The following is an 18,360-nucleotide window of genomic DNA, read 5'->3' as shown; positions in this document are numbered from 1 at the left end:
CTCGTCAGTTGTGCTCGCTCGGGCCCATGATGACGATGCCTTCGCTCGCCTCGACATGGCGGACGAAGATATACTTGTCCTCGCGGCCGTCGCTGTGTTTGCGCTTGATGTCCGGCTGGACCGTTCCCGAGACCTTGGCGACCACCACATAGGGTGCCTCCATGGCGAGCCCCCTTGCACAATGTGCGTCGAACTCCTCCACCGTGCGCGCCGTATAGGCGTTCTCGACGCCGGCGCCGCGCGCGATCGCGGCAAGGTCGACGCGGCCCAGCGCCGTATGGGTCGGCGGGCCGCCGATCGACTGGTAGCACTCATTGTCCCAGACCACGACGAAGAGGTTCTTCGGCTGCTCGTTTCCGAGCGTGGCCAGAATGCCCAGGTTGAAGAGCAGGCCGCCATCCGTATCGAGCGAAATGACGCGGCGGTGCGGCAGGCCGGCGGCGAGCCCGAAGGCCTGCGGCGTGACGCAGCCGAGTTGCTGCTGGAACAGGCTCGCCTCGCGCATATGCGGCGCGGCGTTGTACCACTCGTCGACGCTGCCGCCGAGCGAAAGGATAACCAGCTCATCCTTCAGCCGCGCGGCGAGCGCCTTCATGCAGTCGAAGCGTTTCACCGCACCACCTCGCCGCCGAGCGCCACAGCCGAATGGTAATAGGACGCATAGGACCAGGAATAGGCGTCAAGGATGGCGCGCTCGATCTTCGCCTCCTCCGTGACGATCCGGTATGGCACGCGCAGCGCGTTCAGCACCGGCTCCATGGTGATGCCATGCGGGACTGCCCACCAGTTGTTCTCGCCGAGCTCGCCGCGATAGCTCATCAGCATCACGACCGGGATGCCGGCTCCAAGGCCCATACGGGCCAGCGGCTCGACCGAGGCGCGCAAGCCGGAATTTTCCATGACCAGCGCCGCGCGCTTGCCCGACAGGAAGACCCCGCCACATATCGCCGCGCCCTCACCCTCGTTGGTGACGCGGATCGTGCGGATATCCGGATCGGCATCAAGGGCCGGGTAGAGCTCCTTGAACAACGAATCGGGCAGATAGCAGACGATGCTCACTCCCGCCCGCTTAAGCCCCCGAATGACCGCGTCGACCGCACTCTGCTTCATGACATCCCCTTCGGCCGGGAAGTCTCGCAAAGCTCAGTTGTTCGAGATAGGGACAAATTACTCTCTTTATCGATGCGCAAAATGCAACAACTAATCATGCAACGCCTCGACCATGCGGGCCAGCAGCGCCGCGAATGCGGAGGCCGCATCCGACATTTCGCGTTCAAGCCGGGCGAGCAGCATCAGCCGGTGCGGGTTCATGCGAGAATCGCGCAACGGCACGAAAACGAGCGATCCGTCAGCCACTTCCGGCTCGATGCCGAGCTTGGTGCGAAGCACCACGCCGAGGTTGAGGCGCACCATCTCGGTCATCAGTCCGATCGAGTTGGTCCGTGACCGTCGCGTGATGTCGATCATGGAGCGCCCGATCGCATCGTCGATCGAAATGCCCAAAGCAAGGCTGTTGTCCGAGACGATGACCTGTTCGCCGGCAAGATCGAACAGCTTCACTTCCTTGCGGCCGGCAAGGCGGCTGCCCGGATGAGCGACGACGCCCAGCGGCAGAGGCGTGCTCGCGATCTTGCGCACGTTGCGCGGCACGCGCACGTCGAAAGCAAGCGCCAGATCGCATTCGCCGTCGGCAACCGCATCGCAGGCGCGCTGCGACCCGGCGACATGCACGTCGACCGATATCTGCGGGTGGCGCTTCCAGAATTCCTTCAGCGCGTTCGGCACGAGCCCGCGCGCCGCGCTCTCCACGATCGCCACGGACAACGAGCCGCGGTTGAGGCCACTGAGATCATTGATCTCGGACGAGGCGCGCGCCAACTCGGTGATGCTCTGACGCGCGTGGTAGAGCAGAAGCTCGCCTGCGCTGGTCAGTTTCAGTCGCTGGCGCACACGCTCGAAGAGCGGCGTGCCCAGTTCGTCCTCCAGGCCCTTGATGACGCGGCTGATGGAGGATGGCGCCACGTTGAGCGCCTGCGCGGTCTGGCGAACCGAGCCCAGCCGCGCGACCATTTGGAAATAATGGATGCGCGGTGAGACCAGCCCAAGTCGGAAGGGATCCACTCAGGCGGCCTCAAAGGCGGGGACGATCTCCATTTCCGGCACCAGCACGAGACCTTTGTCGGTGATACGGATTTCGGGGATGACCGAGAGCGGGATGAGGTTGAAGCCCATATAGGGAATGCAGCAGCCGGCCGCCTCCCATTCCCGTTTGAGGATCTTCACCTCCTCCGCGACCTCAGTGACGCGCTTGTCGGACAAAAGGCCGGCGATCGGCAGTTCAACCATGGCAGTCACTTTGCCGTCGACGACGACACAGACGCCGCCTTGCGTTTCCTCGATCGCCCGCAGCGCCACCTGCATGTCGGCCTCGTTGAGGCCGGCGATGATGATGTTGTGGCTGTCGTGACCGACAGACGATGCGACGGCGCCGCGTCGCAGCGTGAAATTGCTGAGCAGCCCGTAGGCGACGTTGCCGTCCGACTTGCCATGGCGCTCGACCACAGTGACGAAGCACAGGCCGTGGCGGTCGAAATGGTTCTGCCAATCGTTGGACGGATCGAGCGTGATCTTCTGGTGGCCGAGCGTGATCCCCGGCAGTTCGGTGCGGATGGTATGCGCCACCACCTTGCCGGTTGGCAGCTCCGGCGTCAGCTTGATCTGCTTCGGCAGCTTCACTGTGTGGTAGGCCGTGTCCGGATAGCGGTAGCGGGTCGAGAGGGCCTGGTCGAGCAGCGGCATGATCTTGCCGTCATCGACGACGAGTTCGCCGCCATACCACGTGCTAACGGGATCGAAGCCGTCGTCGAGCAGCACCAGGTCGGCACGGCGGCCACCACCGAGGCCTCCGATTTCGCCTTCCATTGCAAAGCGCGTCGCGCCATGCAGCGAGCCCATCGACCAGGCCTGCTCCGGCGTCATGCCGGCCTTCATCGCCTCGCGCGTCACCCAGTCCAGGCCGAAGAGCATCAGGTCGTCAGCATCGCGGTCGTCGGTGCAGACCGCGATGCGCTTATGCGAGGCTCCGAGTTCCGTAATCGTCTTGATCGCTGCGGGCAGGCTGTGCCACGGTGTCGTCGGCGGGCCGCCACGCAGGAACAGCCAGATGCCGGCCTCGAGCATGTCGTCGGCGATCTCGCGGTCGATCGCCTCATGGGTATCGGTGACGCCGGAGGCCGCATAGGCCGACACGAATTCGCGTCCATAGACGTGTCCCGACACCGGGCGGCCGCGTCTCAGCGCCGCAGCGAGGATGGCATGGCTGCGTTCATCGCCCATAGCCACTGGCACGAAATCCATCTTCTCGCCTAGCGCCACGGCTTCCGGCCATTTGTCGAACAATGCGCCGATCTTCTCGGCTGTCAGGTCGCCACCGGCCGTTTCCAGCAACGGCGAAGTTGCCGGGACGGTGCTCGGAACCGTCAGGAAAATGGACAACGGCGCCAGGCGCGCGTCCTCCAGCATCGCCTCGATGCCAGCAACGTCCATGACGTTGCCGATCTCGTGGCTGTCGCAGAAGAGGGTCGTGGTGCCGTTGAGCAGCGCCGCCTCGGCATAGGCGCAGGCCGTCACCATCGAGGATTCGATGTGGATGTGCGGATCGACCAGGCCGGGGGCGACGATGCCGCCCCTGGCGTCATATATCCTGGCGCTGCCACCCTTATAAGTGCCGGCCGGCTTCACAGCGGCGATCCGCCCTCCCGACAACCAGATCTCGCGGCCTGGAAGCACGCGCTCCGAATAGGTCGACAACACGCGTGCGCCGGCAATGACCAGATCGGGATCGGCTCGCCCGGAAGCGACGCCGGCCAGCCGCCGGGTCATGGACGAGAGCGGCTGGACGGAAAAGCGCGTGAGAGAGGTCATTCTGTTGCTTGCCTCGTTCTCGTCGAATGTTGGGCGTCAATGGTAATCGGGGATGCCCGGCATGGTCGTGAAGCCCGGAAGCGCGCGGAAGCGACGCACCCAGCGGCGCAGCGCCGGATACTCGTCATGGTCGACGCCGAAATCGCGGCTCAGCGCAAACGCCGGAAAAAGCGCGATGTCGGCGATGGTCGGGCGGTCCGCAGCGAACCATTCTTTCTTCTCGAAACCCCGCGCGGTCATATGGTCGTCCATGGCGCGGAGCGCTTGCGCGGCACCGGCACGCAGCGCAGCCTCGTCGCCGGCGGCACCGAACATGGCATGGCGGCGCGCGGCGCCGGCAACGCCGAGATCGCCGGCAGCAAAGAAAAGCCACTGCATCACCTTGGCGAAATCCGCACCATCCGCCGGCAGCCACGCACCCGTTGAATCGTGGCTGCGCGCCAGATGGACAACGATGGACTCGGCGCCGAACATCGTCACCTCGTCGTCGCGGAGAATGGGCAGGCTGCCCGCCGGGTTCATGGCCAGGAATGGCGGCGTCTTCTGCTCCGCCCCCGGAAATGCATCGACTGCAACGGTCTGCCATTCCAGGCCGAGCATGGAAAGCGCCAGCCGCACCTTGTAGCAGTTTTCGTCCAGCTCGTAGTTGTAGAGCGTGATCCTCGCCATCATGCAGCCCGCGTCGTCGAGGTCGCGCCGGTACGCCCGGTCTCGAGATGATGACGCAGCTCGCTCGTCCAAGCGAAGAAATGCTTCTGCCCCTTGCCGGCATACTTGGCTGCCGGTCCGTCAATCACGATGTGTAGGGCCGATCGTTTGTCGGTCAGTTCCTGCAGGCCAAGAAGCAGCGTGTCTTCGCCGACCGTCAGGCTGAACAGCATCCCGCTCAGCGCCTTCAGCTCAGCGAGCCCGGATCCGCGGGAGAAGGGCCTGGGCGGCATGGCCCTCACGACATCGATCACCATTGCGGCGGGACTGTCGAGATGCAGGCTGCGGACCGGCACCACCTCCTCTGCCAAGGCAGGCAATTCGGGCAATGCTGCTGCCGGATCCAGTGCCGTCCAGACTATCCCAGCCGCCTCGGCCGATCTGTGGGCAGACACGGTAATGGACGCCGGCACCCTGAGATCGGGGTGGGCCGGAATGTATCGGCACTGGCCGGCCGCATCGTACTGCCAGCCGTGATAAAGACAGGCAATATGATCGCCGCGGACAAAACCGAAGCTCAGCTTCATACCGCGATGCGGGCAGCGATCCTCCCACACATGCGCTGCGCCACTGTTGTCGCGCCAGACCACCAGCTCGTTTCCGCCAAGGCGGATTCCGGCCGAACTGCCCGGCTCGATCGATCCCGACAGCGCCACTGGGTGCCATCCAGCCTGTATCGTCATTCTGCGTCTTTCCCTCTGGAATATTCCCAAATTTCGGCCCGTTCGCAGTCCATCACCAGACAGTCGATTGGCCCCAAGCTACATGCCATCTCGAAGGCATCGATGAGATCGGGCTGGCCCGAAACCTGGACGACAAAAAAATCGTCCGCGGCTTCGTGCACCAGCAGATCGAGATTGAGCCGAGCGGCACGCCTGTCGGCGAACTCGCCAAAGCTCGACGACACCAGTCGGCCGATGAAGCGCAGGCGCGTTGTTTGAGGCGGAGGCGCAGGGTTCTGCGCTTCCCGTAGGTGCTTCATGCCTATATTTCTCCCGGCCTGCACATTTTTTAAGCAGTTTTAGAATGTGTCTAGTTAGGCATCATTTTTTGGCTTGTGCAAGCCCCGTTTCCCTGACATCTGTTGCGTATCAGGTGATCGGACAGTTGGAAAAAGCCGCGATTATCGAACAACTCGGCAGCCGTCCGTCGCCCAAGAAAACCAGGTACGGCTTTGGGGTTGCCGATCCGGGCGAGTGAGCGTCGATGTCGTTGTCAAGTTTCATTCAGCTCATGCCGAAGGTCGAGTTGCACTTGCACCTCGAGGGCGCCGTATCCGCGGAGACATTCGCCGAGCTGGCGGCGCTGAACGCGGTGCCGCTGCCGGACGGCAGACTGACATCGGAGCTCTACAGCTACGGCAACCTGCTGGATTTCCTGAAGATTTACGATCTGGTTTGCGCCTCGATCAGGACTGCGGACGATTTCTCTCGCATCACCTTCGAGGCACTGGAGCGCTGCGCTAAAGCCGGTGCGCGCTACGTCGAACTGTTCTTCAGCCCGCATGCGCATCTGGCTCATGGCGTGGCCTATTCGACTATGCTCGAAGGCATCCTCGACGGCTTTCACCGCGCAAAGGAGCGCTATGGGCTTATGGCAAAGCTGATACCGGCGCATGCGAAGCCGCTCGGCGCGGCAGGTGGCGAGCGCTTCCTGGACATGGTTCTGGCCGAGCGCCCGGCTGAGGTGATCGGCATCGGCTTCGATTACGACGAACGCCCTAACCCGCCGCCGATGTTTGCGCGCATCGTCGAGCGAGCGCGGGCTGCCGGGCTCAATGTCACCAACCATGCGGGCGAGGATGGCCCGGCGGACTATGTCCGCGATACCGTCGACGTCCTCGGCCTGAGACGGGTCGACCACGGCTACCATGTCGTCGACGATCCGGCGCTGATGGAGCAGTGCAAGGAGATGGGCATCGTCTTCACCTGCTGTCCGAGCACGACGCTGGCCACCACCGTCTGGCGTGACCTCACCGCGCCCGACCACGCGATCCGCCGCATGATCGAGGCCGGGCTTACCGTGACGATCCACTCCGACGATCCGCCCATGTTCGCCACGACGCTCGACCGCGAATACGCGCTGATCGCCGAAAATTTTGCGCTCGGGCCGTCGGCACTGAAGCGGATCGCGCTGGCTGGCCTGTCCGCAGCATGGCTCGATGACGACATCAAGCAGGCATGGTCGGCCGACTGGTCGGCAGAAATCGACCGCCTCATGGAAACCGAACTGTCTCTCCCGAACTGAACACGACACGGAACAAAGGACCGAAGCATGATCGACCTGCGCAATCTCTCCCGCCGAGGCTTCCTCAACATGGGCGCCGCGGCCGGCGCCTCGCTGCTCCTGCCGAAATCCGGCCTTATCACGCCCGCCAATGCACAGACGCCGCTCGCCGCCGTCGCCGAGGAAAACGCGGTCATCGCCTTCGGCCACACCGGTCCGGTGACCGATGAAGGCTGGACCTGGAGCCACGACCAGGGCATGAAGGCCGTGCAGGAAGCGTTCCCGAAGCTGAAGACGCTGTTCGTCGAAAGCATCCCCTATTCGGCCGACGCGACCCGCACCTTCCGCCAGTTCGTCTCGGAAGGTGCCAACATGGTGTTTGCCACCTCCAACTATGGCGACTTCCTCTACGACGTGGCCAAGCGTTCGCCGGACGTCGCCTTCTATGAATGCGATGGCCGCAACCCGCTCGAAAATCTCTCGACCTACTATCTCGCCCACTGGTACCCAACCTACGTCACCGGTGTCGCCGCGGGCCTGATGAGCAAGAGCGGCAAGCTCGGCTACGTCGCCTCCTTCCCTGTTCCGTCGGTCTTTTCCGGCACCAATGCCTTCCTGATGGGCGCCCGTTCGGTCAATCCCAACGCCACGATGCAGACCATCGTCATCAACTCGTGGTTCGATCCGCAGGCTGCCACCCAGGCCGGCACCGCGCTCATCGACAACGGCGCCGACCTTCTGTTCGGCATCATGGACGAAGCAGGCTATCTGCAGGTGGCCGAGCAGCGCGGCGCGAAGGCCGTGATGTGGAATACCGACATCCGCCGCTACGGGCCGAAGGCCTACGTCTCCTCGATCGCCATCGACTTCAAGAAATTCTATGTCGACCAGGTGCGCCTGCGCCTCGAAGGCAAGTGGACGCCATCGCAGACCATCCTGCCGATGGGCGGCGGTATCGACCGCGATGCCTGGGGCGAGACGGTGCCCACCGAGGTCGCAAAGCAGGCCGATGCCGTGCGCGACAAGATTCTCGGCGGCTGGAGCCCGTTCGAGGGCGAGATCAAGGACACCAAGGGCAACGTCAAGGTGGCTGCCGGCCATCGCATGACCGAAGAGGAACTCTACAACTGGGATTGGTCGATCGAAGGCGTCAGCGGCCTCCAAGCGTAGTCCTGAAAGATTGCAGAGTTTTCGGATAGACTATGCGGCAGAAGGCAAAGAGCTAAGCGGGATGAATGATTTTGTTCCAGTTCATCATGCTTCGAGCGAGCACCGCTACGGCGGCATGGAGGTGCCGTCCACCTCCCCGGGACGTTACGAGCCTGGCTCCGGCGCACCGCCGCTCGTGCTGCTCAAGAGCATCAGCAAATATTTCCCCGGCGTCGTTGCCAACCAGGACGTCGACCTGGACGTGATGCCGGGGGAGATCCACGCCTTGCTCGGCGAGAATGGCGCCGGCAAATCGACCTTGATGAACATCCTCACCGGCATCTATCAGCCGGATGCCGGTGAGATCGTCGTCGACGGCTATGCCAAGCATTTCGCATCTCCAGTCGATGCGATCTCCGCCGGTATTGGCATGGTCCACCAGCATTTCAAGCTGGTGACCGCCTTCACGGTCGCCGAGAATATTCATCTCGGCTGGTCCGAAACGCCCAAGCGTATTGGCTCGTCGGTGCTCGAGGCGCGGACTGCCGCACTGGCCGAGAAGCTGAACCTCGCGGTACGGCCATCCGCGCGCGTCGCCGATCTTTCGACCGGCGAGCAGCAGCGCGTGGAAATCCTACGCGTGCTCGCGCGCAATGCCCGTGTTCTGATCCTCGACGAGCCGACTGCAGTGCTTACTCCGGCGGAAGCGCGCGAGCTCTTCAAGGCGCTCAAGCAGTTCGTGTCCCGGGGCAATGCGGTGATCTTCATCAGCCACAAGCTCGACGAGGTCCTGGAAATATCAGACCGCATCACCGTGCTGCGCGGCGGCCGCAAGGTGGCCACCGAAAATACCGCGGACTGCGGCGAGAAGATGCTGGCGCGCCTGATGGTTGGCCGTGAGATCGTGCTCAGCAATCTGCGTGCCAGGCAGCCAGGCGCGGCCGGCATCTCCGCCGAGCCGGTGCTCAGCCTCAAATCCGTCGTCGCGCGTGACGACGTGGGCGGCATCCTTCTCGACGAGGTTTCGCTCGACATCCATGCCGGCGAGATTCTCGGCATCGCCGGTGTGGCCGGCAACGGCCAGAAGGAGCTGACCCAGGTCGTCACCGGCTTGCGGCCGATCCACTCGGGCCAGATACTGCTCGGCGGAAAGGGCGTCACGACCGCCGGCGCGGTCGATTACGCGAAGTTCGGCGTCGGCCACATTCCCGAAGACCGGCTGCACAGCGGTCTGGCGCCGGCGCTTTCAATCACCGACAACGCCATAATCCGCGAATATGCGTCGGCGCCTGTTTCAAAGGGCTTCGCGTTCCGACCGCGCCTAGCGGCTGCTCTTGCGCGCACGATCGCCGAAGCGGCATCCGTTGCGGTGCCCAATTTCGGCATGCCCATGCGCAACCTTTCCGGCGGTAATCAGCAGCGCCTCGTCGCACGCCGCGAGATGCGCATCGCAAGCAAGGTTCTGATCGCCGCCTATCCGAGCCGTGGCCTCGATGTCGGCGCGATCAACACGATGATGCACTATCTCGTCGAATTGCGCGATGCCGGCGTCGGTGTGCTCTTCATTTCCGAGGAGCTGGAAGAGCTGTTCAACCTGTCGGATCGCATCGCCGTAATGTTCCATGGCAGGATCATGGGCGCGGTGGAGACTGCCTCCACCGACATCGAGGAAATCGGCCTGATGATGGGCGGGCAGATGCGGTCCAGTGCTGGCGCCCAGGCCGCTGCCGGGAAGCACTGACCTTGGCGATCAAGCTCCAGCGCGTTCCATCCGCGCAGCCCTCCGTTGCCTTTGCGGCACGTGCCCTGGCGATCGTGCTGGCACTGGGGGTCGCCGGCCTGGTTCTGGCCGCTCGCGGCAATGCTCCCGTCGAACTCGCCTGGGAGGTGCTCAACTCGACTTTTGGCTCGAGCTTCGGGCTGGAAGATGTCGGACTTCTGGTCACTCCCCTGATCCTGACCGGCCTGTCGGTCTGGGTAGCGCTGAGAATCGGCGCCTGGAACATCGGCGCGGAGGGCCAATTCTATGCCGGCGCCTTCAGCGCCACGGCAGTCGCGCTGTTCATTCCCGGCCCGACCTGGCTGATCCTGCCTGTTATGTTCATCGCTGGCGCGCTCGGCGGGCTGCTCTGGATACTGGTGCCGACGCTGGCGCGCGCCTACGCCGATGTCAGCGAACTCATCACCACCCTGCTTCTGAATTTCGTGGCGACGCTGATGGTCTACTACGTCGCCACCGGACCATGGCTCGACCCGAGCGGCCATGCGCTCGCGACCACTGCACGTCTGCCGCATGACGTGCCTGAATTCTGGGGTATCGTGCACTACGGTTTCCCGCTGGCGATCCTGCTCACCTTTGTCATCGCAGGACTGCTCAACTACACGCGCTGGGGTTACGAGGTGCGGGTCGCTGGGTCGAACCCGAGCGCGGCGCTTTATGCGGGCATGCCGTTCCGCCGCCGCCTGATCGTCGTCCTGCTGATGTCGGGAGCGATCGCCGGCATCGCCGGTATGCTGGAAGTAGCTGGCACGGTGCATCGCCTGCAGGGCGGCATTTCCAACAATTTCGGCTATCTCGGCATCATGGTCGCGGTGCTGGCGCGCGGTTCCTCACTTGGCGTGCTCGCAGGCGCGGCTTTGATGGGCGTCATCCTGAATTCGGGCATCATCCTGCAGACGCAAGGCATCACCGTCTCGGCCGTGCTCGCCATCACCGGACTGATCCTGTTCTTCACGGCGATCGGCAACGAACTCGCTCACTACCGCATCACGCGGACCGAACCGGTCGCGAGCTGAGGAAACACCCATGGACATGATCGCCGGACTGATCCAGACCTCCATTCTCGCCGGCGGCGTGCTGGCGCTGGCGGCGCTGGGCGAGACGCTCTCCGAGCGCGCCGGCGTCGTCAATCTTGGCGTCGAAGGGCTTATGGCGCTCGGTGCAATCACTGGCATCGCGGTCGTCGTCGCCACGCCGCACCCTATGCTCGGCTTCGTCCTTGCGCTTGCCGTCGGTTTCCTCATTGGCTGCGTCTTCGCTCTTGGCACCGTCGTCATTAAAGCGAACCAGGTGTTGTGCGGCCTGGCGCTGACGCTGATGGGCACCGGCATGGCCGCAACGATCGGTCGCGCCTATTCCGGCATGCCGGCGCCGGCGACCTTCGCGCCGATCGCTATTCCCTATCTTAGCGACATCCCGCTGCTCGGTCGCGCGATCTTCACGCAGAACATCCTTGTCTACCTGATCTACATCGTCCTGCCGGTTGTGCTGCACTACATCATGTTCCGCACGCGCCACGGGCTGAACATGCGCGCGGTGGGCGAAAACCCCGCGGCAGCCGACGCCGCCGGCATTTCGGTGCTAAGCATCCGCTTCTGGTATGTCGCCGCGGGCTCGGCGCTGGCGGCCGGCGCCGGCGCTTACCTCACGCTTGCCTTCGTTCCCTCCTGGTCGGAAGGCGTCGTGGCCGGCCGCGGCTGGATTGCCGTCTCTCTCGTCATCTTCGCAGGCTACCGGCCCCTCAACGCCGTGCTGGCCGCTCTGCTGTTCGGTCTCATCACCTCGCTCGGCTTCGTCGGCCAAGCACGCAACTGGCCGATCGCGGCGCCGATCCTGTCGATGCTGCCCTATCTCGGCACGATCGCCCTGATCATCGTGCCGGTGCTTGCCTGGCAGCGCATGCGCCGGGTAATGGCCGCGCCGGCTGCTCTCGGCGAACCCTATTTCCGCGACATGCGTTGAGACCGTCATGCCCCGCCTGCTTGTCAAGAACATCGATCTGCTCGCCACCTTCGATGATACGCGCCGCGAGATTTCCGACGGCGCCTTGATGATCGACGACAACGTCATCGAAGCGGTCGGCACCACCGCGGAACTCAGTGCCTCCAGTGCCGACGAGGTGCTCGACCTATCGGGCCATGTCGTCATGCCGGGCATGGTGAACACGCATCATCATATGTACCAGAACCTCACCCGTGTGATGGCTCAGAACGACGAACTGCTTGTCTGGCTGAAGACGCTCTATCCGATCTGGGCCGAGCTCGACGACGATGCGATAGGTGTCTCGGCGCGCGTAGCGATGGCCGAGCTTATCCATTCGGGCTGCACGACCAGCTCCGATCACCTCTACATCTTGCCCAACAACTGCACGCTCGACGCGACGATCGGTGCGGCCCGCGATATCGGTCTGCGTTTCCACGCTGCGCGTGGAGCCATGTCGCGCGGCGAAAGCCAGGGCGGCTTGCCGCCGGATCGCTGCGTCGAAAAGGAAGAGGATATCCTGAAGGATGCCGAACGGCTGATCGGCGGCTATCACGACGCGTCGCGGCATTCAATGAGCCGAATCATCCTGGCTCCTTGCTCGCCTTTCTCGGTGACTCCGGAGTTGATGCGCGATGCGGCATCGCTGGCGCGCAGCCACAAGGGCGTGAACCTGCATTCGCACCTTGCCGAAGAGCTTTTCGAGGAGAAGTACTGCCTCGAAATCTATGGCAAACGGCCGGTCGAGTTCGCCGAATCCGTCGGCTGGCTCGGTGACGACGTCTGGTTCGCCCACTCGATTTTCATGACCAGCGACGAGATCGACCGCTTCGCCGAAACCGGCACCGGGGTCGCCCATTGCCCGTCGGCTAACATGCGCTGCGGCCAGGGCATCGCGAAAATCCGCGAGATGCTCGACAAGGGCGTGAAGGTCGGCCTTGGCGTCGACGGCTCGGCCTCGAACGACACGTCGAACCTGTTCATGGAAGCGCGGCTGGCGCTGATGCTTCAGCGTGTCGCGCCGCACCACTACCTCTCCGAAAAGCCCGGCGGCCGCGGCGGTTTCGGCGGCACGCCGACGGCGCTGTCCGCGCGCGAGGCCCTCGAAATGGCGACGCGCGGTGGCGCTGCCCTGCTCGGCCGCAATGACATCGGCCATCTCGCGCCCGGCATGTGCGCCGACTTCATCGCGGTCAAACGCAGCCAACTCGGCCTTTCCGGCACCGAGCGCGACCCGCTCGCCGCGCTGGTGCTTTGCGGACCCTTCAAGGTCGACTATTCCTACATCAACGGCCGGCAGATTATCGCGAGAGGCGACTTCGCCTCTTTCGATGTCGAGGCGGCGATGGCCGACCACCGGGCCGTGATGGACCGCATCTATCGGCAGTGAGATAGCACAGGAAGGACGCAACAATGACGATTAAGCGAGCTGCGGAGCAGGCGGCCCTCGACCAATGGTATTGCATTGACGCGCTGAACGAGATTCCGGTCGGCACGATGCCGAACCGGCTTCTGGGCGTCGATCTGTTGGTAGCCCGCGATACGGCAGGCCCGGTCAATGTGTCGCGTGCCGGCGACGGCAGCCAAGTCCCGGCCAAGGAACGCTACGGCTATCTATGGATCACGCTCGGCATGCCGGCCGGCGATGTGCTGTCGATCCCGGAGGCCTATGAGGACGATCGCCGGCCTGTCGTTTGCGGAGCGATCGCGGTAAAGGCGTCCGGCCTGCGCATCGTCGAGAATTTCCTCGACATGGCGCATTTCCCCTTCGTCCATACCGACATATTGGGCGCCGAGCCGCACACGGAAGTGCGGCATTACACAACCGAAATCCGCCGCGACGTGGATGAGGTGTGGGCGACCAACTGCGAATTCTTCCAGCCGCAGGCAGCACTCTCGGCGACCGGCGGCATCATGACCCAATACATGTACCGGGTCGCCAATCCTTTCGCGGTGATGCTCTACAAGACCTGCCCCAACTCGGCTACCCGGTGGGACGTGATCTGTCTGTTCATGCAGCCCCTCGATCCGGACCGCTGCCGCGCGCACCCCGTCATGTTCCTGATCGACGACGTATCGACCACGACCGAACTTGTGCAGTTCCAGCAGCTCATCTTCCTGCAGGACCGCATCATCCTGGAGAACCAGCGGCCACTTCTTTTGCCGCTCGAGCCGCGCGCGGAAATCCCGACGCGGGCCGACGGCTCGTCGATCGCCTATCGCCGCTGGCTGAAGGAGAAGGGCATCACCTACGGCACGACGGCGCAAGCCGCATGAGCGGCAGCCCTTCCGATATTGTCATCGGCATCGACGGACGGGCAATCACGCTCTGGCGCTTCGCGACGGCAGTGCGTAGCTGTTCTTCGGCGGAGGACAGGTGAGCGACCTGAGCGGCAAGACGCTTCTGGCCAGCGGCTTTCACGCGCCGGAGCGCGGGCTCGTGGAAGAGTTGCTCCATGCCCTGATCGCAATCGATCAATCAGGCATCATCGCCTCGGTGCTGCATCCGCATGATGCCGGCTATGACGAGGCGCTGGAGGCCGCGCGCCGGACCGGTTCGCTGGCGACCTTGCCGGCGCAGAGTTATCTGCTGCCCGGCTTCGTCGATCTTCACGTGCACGCGCCGCAATATCCGCAGCTCGGCAGAGCGCTGGACGTGCCGCTCGAGGCCTGGCTCCACAAACACACGTTTCCCCTGGAGGCGCGCTACGCCGATCTCGCCTTCGCGCGGCGCAGCTACGGCCTGCTGGTCGACGACCTGATCGCTAACGGCACGACCACAGCGCTCTATTTCGCAACCATCCACCAGGACGCGACAAGGCTGCTCGTCGACATTTGCCTCGAACGTGGGCAACGTGCGCTGGTCGGTAAAGTGGCGATGGACAATCCCGACGAGTGCCCGGCCTATTATCGCGATACCTCGGCGGACGCGGCCATCGATGGCACGCGCGCTCTGATCGACTACGTGCATGGGCATCCGGACAATGCCACGGGACGGGTAAAGCCGGTCATTACGCCGCGCTTCATCCCCTCCTGTACCGACGCCGCCCTCAAAGGGCTCGGCACGCTTGCGCAGGAATGCGGCTGCCATGTGCAGACGCATTGCTCGGAGAGCGACTGGGCGCATGGCTACGTGCTGCAGCGCCACGGGATCAGCGACACGTCTAGCCTTGATCGCTTTGGCCTGCTGCGCGCCGGCAGCGTGCTCGCGCACGCCAATTTCATTACGCTTGCCGACATGGAGACGATCCGCGTGCGCAAGGCGGCCGTGGCGCACTGCGCCGTCTCCAACGCCTACTTCGCAGGCGCCGTGTTCCCGTTGAGGGCGGCCCTCGAGAAGGGTGTCAAGGTCGGGCTCGGCACCGACATTTCCGGGGGACCGAGCGCCTCGATGTTCGATGCGATGCGCGCGACGGTCATGTCGTCGCGCATGCTGGAAACCGGCACCGACCCGGCGCTAGCGGCCGAGACGCGCGGCACGGCCGGAACAGCACGCGTCGACTTTCGCGAGTCCTTCCACCTGGCGACGGCAGGCGGTGGCGCGGCACTCGGCTTGCCTGTGGGGCGATTCTCGCCTGGCTACCATTTCGATGCGATCCTGGTCGACACCGCCGCGCCCAGAGGCACAATTCACCTGTGGGACGAACTCGACGACGGCGACGGCATCCTTCAGAAGATCGTCTACTCCGCTTCCAGGGCCAACATCGCGTCGGTCTGGGTCGGCGGGAGAGCTGTTCTCGCCTAAGCGGACCGGAGGCTGTGCCGAGAACCAGGACTCTTCCCGTTTTATTCCTTGCGGTCGGGGGCACGTCATGGATTTTGATCAGTATTCGCCGACGTCGATGACAGCCTGGGCAAAGGCTTGCGGGGCTTCTTGAGGCAAGTTGTGGCCGATACCGCCGGTGATGATCCGGTGCGTGTATCTGCCCGAGAATTTCTTGGCGTAGGAACTGCTGTCGGGATGGGGTGCGCCATTGGCATCGCCCTCAAGGGTAATGGTCGGCACTGTGATCACGGGAGCTTCGGCCAGCCGGTTTTCCAGAACGTCATATTCCGGCTCGCCCTGTGCCAGGCCGAGCCTCCAACGGTAATTGTGAATGACGATGCTGACGTGATCCGGGTTGTCCAGTGCTGCGGCGCTGCGCTGGAAGATGTCATCATCGAAATTCCACTGCGGCGAAGCGAGTTGCCAGATGAGTTTGGCGAAATCGCGCGTGTATTTCTCGTAGCCGGCGCGGCCGCGATCCGTGGCGAAGTAATACTGATACCACCATTGAAGCTCCGCCTCCGGTGCCAGCGGCACCATGCCGACCTGCTGATTTCCGATGAGATAGCCGCTCACCGAGACGATCGCCTTGCAACGCTCAGGCCAGAGCGCGGCAACGACATTGGCCGTTCGAGCGCCCCAGGCGCAGCCGGCGATCGTGGCCTTTTCGATCCCCAGCGCATCCATCAGGGCGATCGTATCCGCGGCGAGCGCCGACTGCTGGCCGTTGCGCATCGTCTCGTCCGACAGGAAGCGCGTAGTGCCGTAGCCGCGCAGGTAGGGCACAATCACGCGGTACCCCTTTGCGGCAAGCAGGGGAGCGACATCGGCGTAGGTGTGAATGTCATAAGGCCAGCCATGAAGCAGGATCACTGGGGCACCTTCGGCGGGCCCCAGCTCCGCATATCCGACGCTCAGATTTCCGGCATTGACCTGCCCGAGCGAGCCGAATGATTTCTGCGTGGCTTGCGTAGCAGATGCCCTCGCCTCGACCGTCCAAGTGGCCGCCGGCTCGCTCAAGCCGAGTTCGGTGGCGGCGAACGTCATTGCTGCAGCACCAACAATGCGCCGGCGGCGATGATCGACCGTGTCGGGAGCCTTACTCGCATTCATGATGAAGCCTCTGTAATGACCAACAAGCAGGAACGACCGGACCGCCCGCCTCATCGGCCGACAGGAAATGTTGCCTATTTCGATGGGGACTGCGGGCGGCGGACCAACCACTGTAACACTCGGCCAGGAGGCAGTGCGGCGAACTCTGATTGAATGCCGGTCAGGTCAAGCGTTTCCTCGATTTCCCTCCTCAGAAATTCGAGACCTAGGCCGTCCCCGCGCTTGGAAGCGGCTGGATGTAGATGTAGCATCCGCAGGAACGGCAGCATGAGAATGACTCCTGATCTTCTGTTTGGGCGAGAGGACATGTTGCATCTGGTCTTATGCTCGAAGTCGCCCTCAGCTTCAGACGAGGCCCTCACGATCCATTGCGATGCGCACGGCCGGTCGGGCAGCCATTCGGACGCGAAGGGCTTGCAAAGGCGCGGGAACAGGGACTTGGAAGCGGGCCGCCCAAAGCAGCATCACGAAAAGATAAAAATCCGCGACGCTCGGCTTGTCGCCGAACAGATAGTCGGTCTCGAGCCCGTCAGCGACGAACTCGAGTTGGCTCGTAATCGTCGCGCTCGCCCTGGCCTTTTCGGCATCGCTGCTTTGGTGCCACATCGGCTTGAAGCTTCGGTGTATTTCAGTTGAGATGTAGGTCAGCGCTTCGAGAAGGCGGGTACGGCCCAACGGCCCCGCCACTGCCAGTGGCGGGTATTGCGACGCAATCCAGTCGAGGACGGCGATATTTTCCGTCAGCGTTTCGCCGCTATCCAGCACGAGGGCTGGAACATAGCCCTTGCGCGTGACGGTAGTGAAATCATCCCCGGAGCCTGTCCGTTTGGTCTTGAGGTTCACACTTTCGCGCTCGAAGGAAACACCGGCCTCTTCCAGAGCGATGTGGTCCGCCAGGCTGCAGGCGAGAGGGCTGTAGTAGAGTTTCACCGCTTTTCCCTTTTCTGAACCCGATTGAATCCCGCAACTGGTCGTCGCCGAGCGGAAAACCTGCCCCGCGCCACGCGAGACAACCGCTCCAGAAACTCGCACTTGGCGGAGACGACGACTACGACACCGACAGCTAGACGTGCCTATGCCGAGGTATGGTCGGACTGAAGTTCGGGATCGCCGTGCGCAATGCCGGGACGTATGCCAGCTCAGCGGCCAACGGTTATCTGGAGGAATCCAGAACCTTCCATAATGGCATCATCGCCGGCCCGGCCAGTCCTTCGCTCAGGAAATCCTAAACGAAAGTATTGGACGCACGTGCCGTTGGCACGATGGCTCACACCCGGCCACGGCCGGCATATTCCGCGCGGCACGAGCAGACTGGAAACGCGAAAGCCGTGGTCTGACTTTTGCTCGATTGCCACCAACGCGATGACGCAGCTTCCGACAATAGGAGTCGCCATCATGGCCGACCTTTCCGAAACCTCCACAGCCGAGCACACATTGCGCGTCGAGGCGCCCGCCGCGATCGAGGTCGACGTCTCCTCGCTGACGCCGGGAACGTCGCTGATCGTCGACTGGCACGGCAAGCCGGTTGTCGTGCGCAACCGCACCGAAAAAGAGAGGAAGGACGGCCAGGCAGTCAGTCTCGCCGAGCTCAAGGATCCAATTGCCCGCAACGCCAACCTGCCGGCCGACGCGCCGGCAACCGACGCCAACCGGACCACGCCGGGCAAGGAAGCCTGGATGGTGATGGTCCAGGTCTGCACCCATCTTGGCTGCA

At 63.5% G+C, this 18,360-nt stretch carries 18 protein-coding genes; 9 read left to right on the top strand and 9 right to left on the bottom strand.

The window, feature by feature from the left end:
• Positions 1–4: 4 nt before the first annotated feature.
• The 7 genes from NKJ15_RS18965 to NKJ15_RS18935 form a co-directional block, all read right to left on the bottom strand.
• The gene (locus tag NKJ15_RS18965; RefSeq protein ID WP_352816771.1) at positions 5–613 is read right to left on the bottom strand and encodes a thiamine pyrophosphate-dependent enzyme; all 609 of its coding nucleotides are present in this window, start codon (positions 611–613) and stop codon (positions 5–7) included.
• A complete protein-coding gene (locus tag NKJ15_RS18960; protein ID WP_352612499.1) occupies positions 610–1,110 on the bottom strand; it encodes a thiamine pyrophosphate-binding protein in 501 nt (166 codons plus the stop codon). Before NKJ15_RS18960 ends, NKJ15_RS18965 begins: the two co-directional genes overlap by 4 nt.
• A gap of 90 nt (positions 1,111–1,200) precedes the next feature.
• The gene (locus NKJ15_RS18955; RefSeq protein ID WP_352470590.1) at positions 1,201–2,121 is read right to left on the bottom strand and encodes a LysR family transcriptional regulator; all 921 of its coding nucleotides are present in this window, start codon (positions 2,119–2,121) and stop codon (positions 1,201–1,203) included.
• Positions 2,122–3,924 (bottom strand): adenine deaminase, encoded by a 1,803-nt coding sequence (locus NKJ15_RS18950; RefSeq protein WP_352470591.1) that lies wholly within the window; start codon positions 3,922–3,924, stop codon positions 2,122–2,124.
• Between the two features lie 36 nt (positions 3,925–3,960).
• Positions 3,961–4,596: a glutathione S-transferase family protein gene (locus NKJ15_RS18945; protein WP_352816766.1), complete on the bottom strand. Its 636-nt coding sequence runs from the start codon at positions 4,594–4,596 to the stop codon at positions 3,961–3,963.
• Positions 4,593–5,315, bottom strand: coding sequence for a Rieske 2Fe-2S domain-containing protein (locus NKJ15_RS18940; RefSeq protein WP_352470593.1), 723 nt, complete (start codon positions 5,313–5,315; stop codon positions 4,593–4,595). The genes NKJ15_RS18945 and NKJ15_RS18940 overlap by 4 nt, the downstream gene beginning before the upstream one ends.
• Complete coding sequence (locus NKJ15_RS18935) at positions 5,312–5,614, bottom strand: hypothetical protein (RefSeq protein ID WP_352470594.1); 303 nt, start codon at positions 5,612–5,614, stop codon at positions 5,312–5,314. The genes NKJ15_RS18940 and NKJ15_RS18935 overlap by 4 nt, the downstream gene beginning before the upstream one ends.
• A gap of 224 nt (positions 5,615–5,838) precedes the next feature.
• Between NKJ15_RS18935 and add the strand changes: the two genes are divergently transcribed.
• From add to guaD, 8 genes are all read left to right on the top strand, one after another.
• Complete coding sequence (add, locus tag NKJ15_RS18930; RefSeq protein ID WP_352470595.1) at positions 5,839–6,879, top strand: adenosine deaminase; 1,041 nt, start codon at positions 5,839–5,841, stop codon at positions 6,877–6,879.
• 27 nt (positions 6,880–6,906) lie between these two features.
• Positions 6,907–8,028, top strand: a complete 1,122-nt coding sequence (locus NKJ15_RS18925; RefSeq protein ID WP_352540084.1) for a BMP family ABC transporter substrate-binding protein — start codon at positions 6,907–6,909, stop codon at positions 8,026–8,028.
• 115 nt (positions 8,029–8,143) lie between these two features.
• On the top strand, positions 8,144–9,748 hold the full coding sequence (locus NKJ15_RS18920; protein ID WP_352470700.1) for an ABC transporter ATP-binding protein: 1,605 nt from the start codon (positions 8,144–8,146) through the stop codon (positions 9,746–9,748).
• Positions 9,749–9,750: 2 nt separating this feature from the next.
• A complete protein-coding gene (locus tag NKJ15_RS18915; RefSeq protein WP_502893731.1) occupies positions 9,751–10,803 on the top strand; it encodes an ABC transporter permease in 1,053 nt (350 codons plus the stop codon).
• Between the two features lie 10 nt (positions 10,804–10,813).
• Complete coding sequence (locus NKJ15_RS18910; RefSeq protein WP_352470597.1) at positions 10,814–11,749, top strand: ABC transporter permease; 936 nt, start codon at positions 10,814–10,816, stop codon at positions 11,747–11,749.
• Between the two features lie 7 nt (positions 11,750–11,756).
• A complete protein-coding gene (locus tag NKJ15_RS18905; RefSeq protein WP_352470598.1) occupies positions 11,757–13,157 on the top strand; it encodes an 8-oxoguanine deaminase in 1,401 nt (466 codons plus the stop codon).
• Between the two features lie 23 nt (positions 13,158–13,180).
• Positions 13,181–14,044, top strand: a complete 864-nt coding sequence (locus NKJ15_RS18900) for an aromatic ring-hydroxylating dioxygenase subunit alpha (protein WP_352540085.1) — start codon at positions 13,181–13,183, stop codon at positions 14,042–14,044.
• A gap of 100 nt (positions 14,045–14,144) precedes the next feature.
• Complete coding sequence (gene guaD, locus NKJ15_RS18895) at positions 14,145–15,512, top strand: guanine deaminase (RefSeq protein ID WP_352470600.1); 1,368 nt, start codon at positions 14,145–14,147, stop codon at positions 15,510–15,512.
• A 78-nt stretch (positions 15,513–15,590) separates the two neighbouring features.
• On the opposite strand, the gene NKJ15_RS18890 is transcribed toward guaD, so the two are convergent.
• Entirely contained in the window at positions 15,591–16,646 is a 1,056-nt protein-coding gene (locus NKJ15_RS18890) for an alpha/beta fold hydrolase (protein ID WP_352540086.1), read from the bottom strand.
• A 345-nt stretch (positions 16,647–16,991) separates the two neighbouring features.
• Positions 16,992–17,576: a glutathione binding-like protein gene (locus NKJ15_RS18885; protein ID WP_352470601.1), complete on the bottom strand. Its 585-nt coding sequence runs from the start codon at positions 17,574–17,576 to the stop codon at positions 16,992–16,994.
• A gap of 465 nt (positions 17,577–18,041) precedes the next feature.
• Here NKJ15_RS18885 and NKJ15_RS18880 point away from each other — a divergent pair.
• A partial coding sequence (locus NKJ15_RS18880; RefSeq protein ID WP_502906925.1) for a Rieske (2Fe-2S) protein occupies positions 18,042–18,360 on the top strand: 319 nt, incomplete at its 3' end.

Source organism: Mesorhizobium sp. M0207 (genome assembly GCF_040321995.1).
Lineage (GTDB): Bacteria > Pseudomonadota > Alphaproteobacteria > Rhizobiales > Rhizobiaceae > Mesorhizobium.
The sequence above is the reverse complement of the archived record's forward strand: the minus strand, read 5'-3'. Positions and strand labels throughout refer to the sequence as shown.

Bases quoted from the DNA above. Each gene is read 5' to 3' on its own strand.
- NKJ15_RS18950 (WP_352470591.1), bottom strand. From the start codon at position 3,924: ATGACCTCTCTCACGCGCTTTTCCGTCCAGCCGCTCTCGTCCATGACC.
- NKJ15_RS18900 (WP_352540085.1), top strand. From the start codon at position 13,181: ATGACGATTAAGCGAGCTGCGGAGCAGGCGGCCCTCGACCAATGGTAT.
- NKJ15_RS18920 (WP_352470700.1), top strand. From the start codon at position 8,144: ATGGAGGTGCCGTCCACCTCCCCGGGACGTTACGAGCCTGGCTCCGGC.
- NKJ15_RS18925 (WP_352540084.1), top strand. From the start codon at position 6,907: ATGATCGACCTGCGCAATCTCTCCCGCCGAGGCTTCCTCAACATGGGC.
- NKJ15_RS18905 (WP_352470598.1), top strand. From the start codon at position 11,757: ATGCCCCGCCTGCTTGTCAAGAACATCGATCTGCTCGCCACCTTCGAT.
- NKJ15_RS18940 (WP_352470593.1), bottom strand. From the start codon at position 5,315: ATGACGATACAGGCTGGATGGCACCCAGTGGCGCTGTCGGGATCGATC.
- NKJ15_RS18935 (WP_352470594.1), bottom strand. From the start codon at position 5,614: ATGAAGCACCTACGGGAAGCGCAGAACCCTGCGCCTCCGCCTCAAACA.
- NKJ15_RS18890 (WP_352540086.1), bottom strand. From the start codon at position 16,646: ATGAATGCGAGTAAGGCTCCCGACACGGTCGATCATCGCCGCCGGCGC.
- add (WP_352470595.1), top strand. From the start codon at position 5,839: ATGTCGTTGTCAAGTTTCATTCAGCTCATGCCGAAGGTCGAGTTGCAC.
- NKJ15_RS18945 (WP_352816766.1), bottom strand. From the start codon at position 4,596: ATGATGGCGAGGATCACGCTCTACAACTACGAGCTGGACGAAAACTGC.
- NKJ15_RS18960 (WP_352612499.1), bottom strand. From the start codon at position 1,110: ATGAAGCAGAGTGCGGTCGACGCGGTCATTCGGGGGCTTAAGCGGGCG.
- NKJ15_RS18910 (WP_352470597.1), top strand. From the start codon at position 10,814: ATGGACATGATCGCCGGACTGATCCAGACCTCCATTCTCGCCGGCGGC.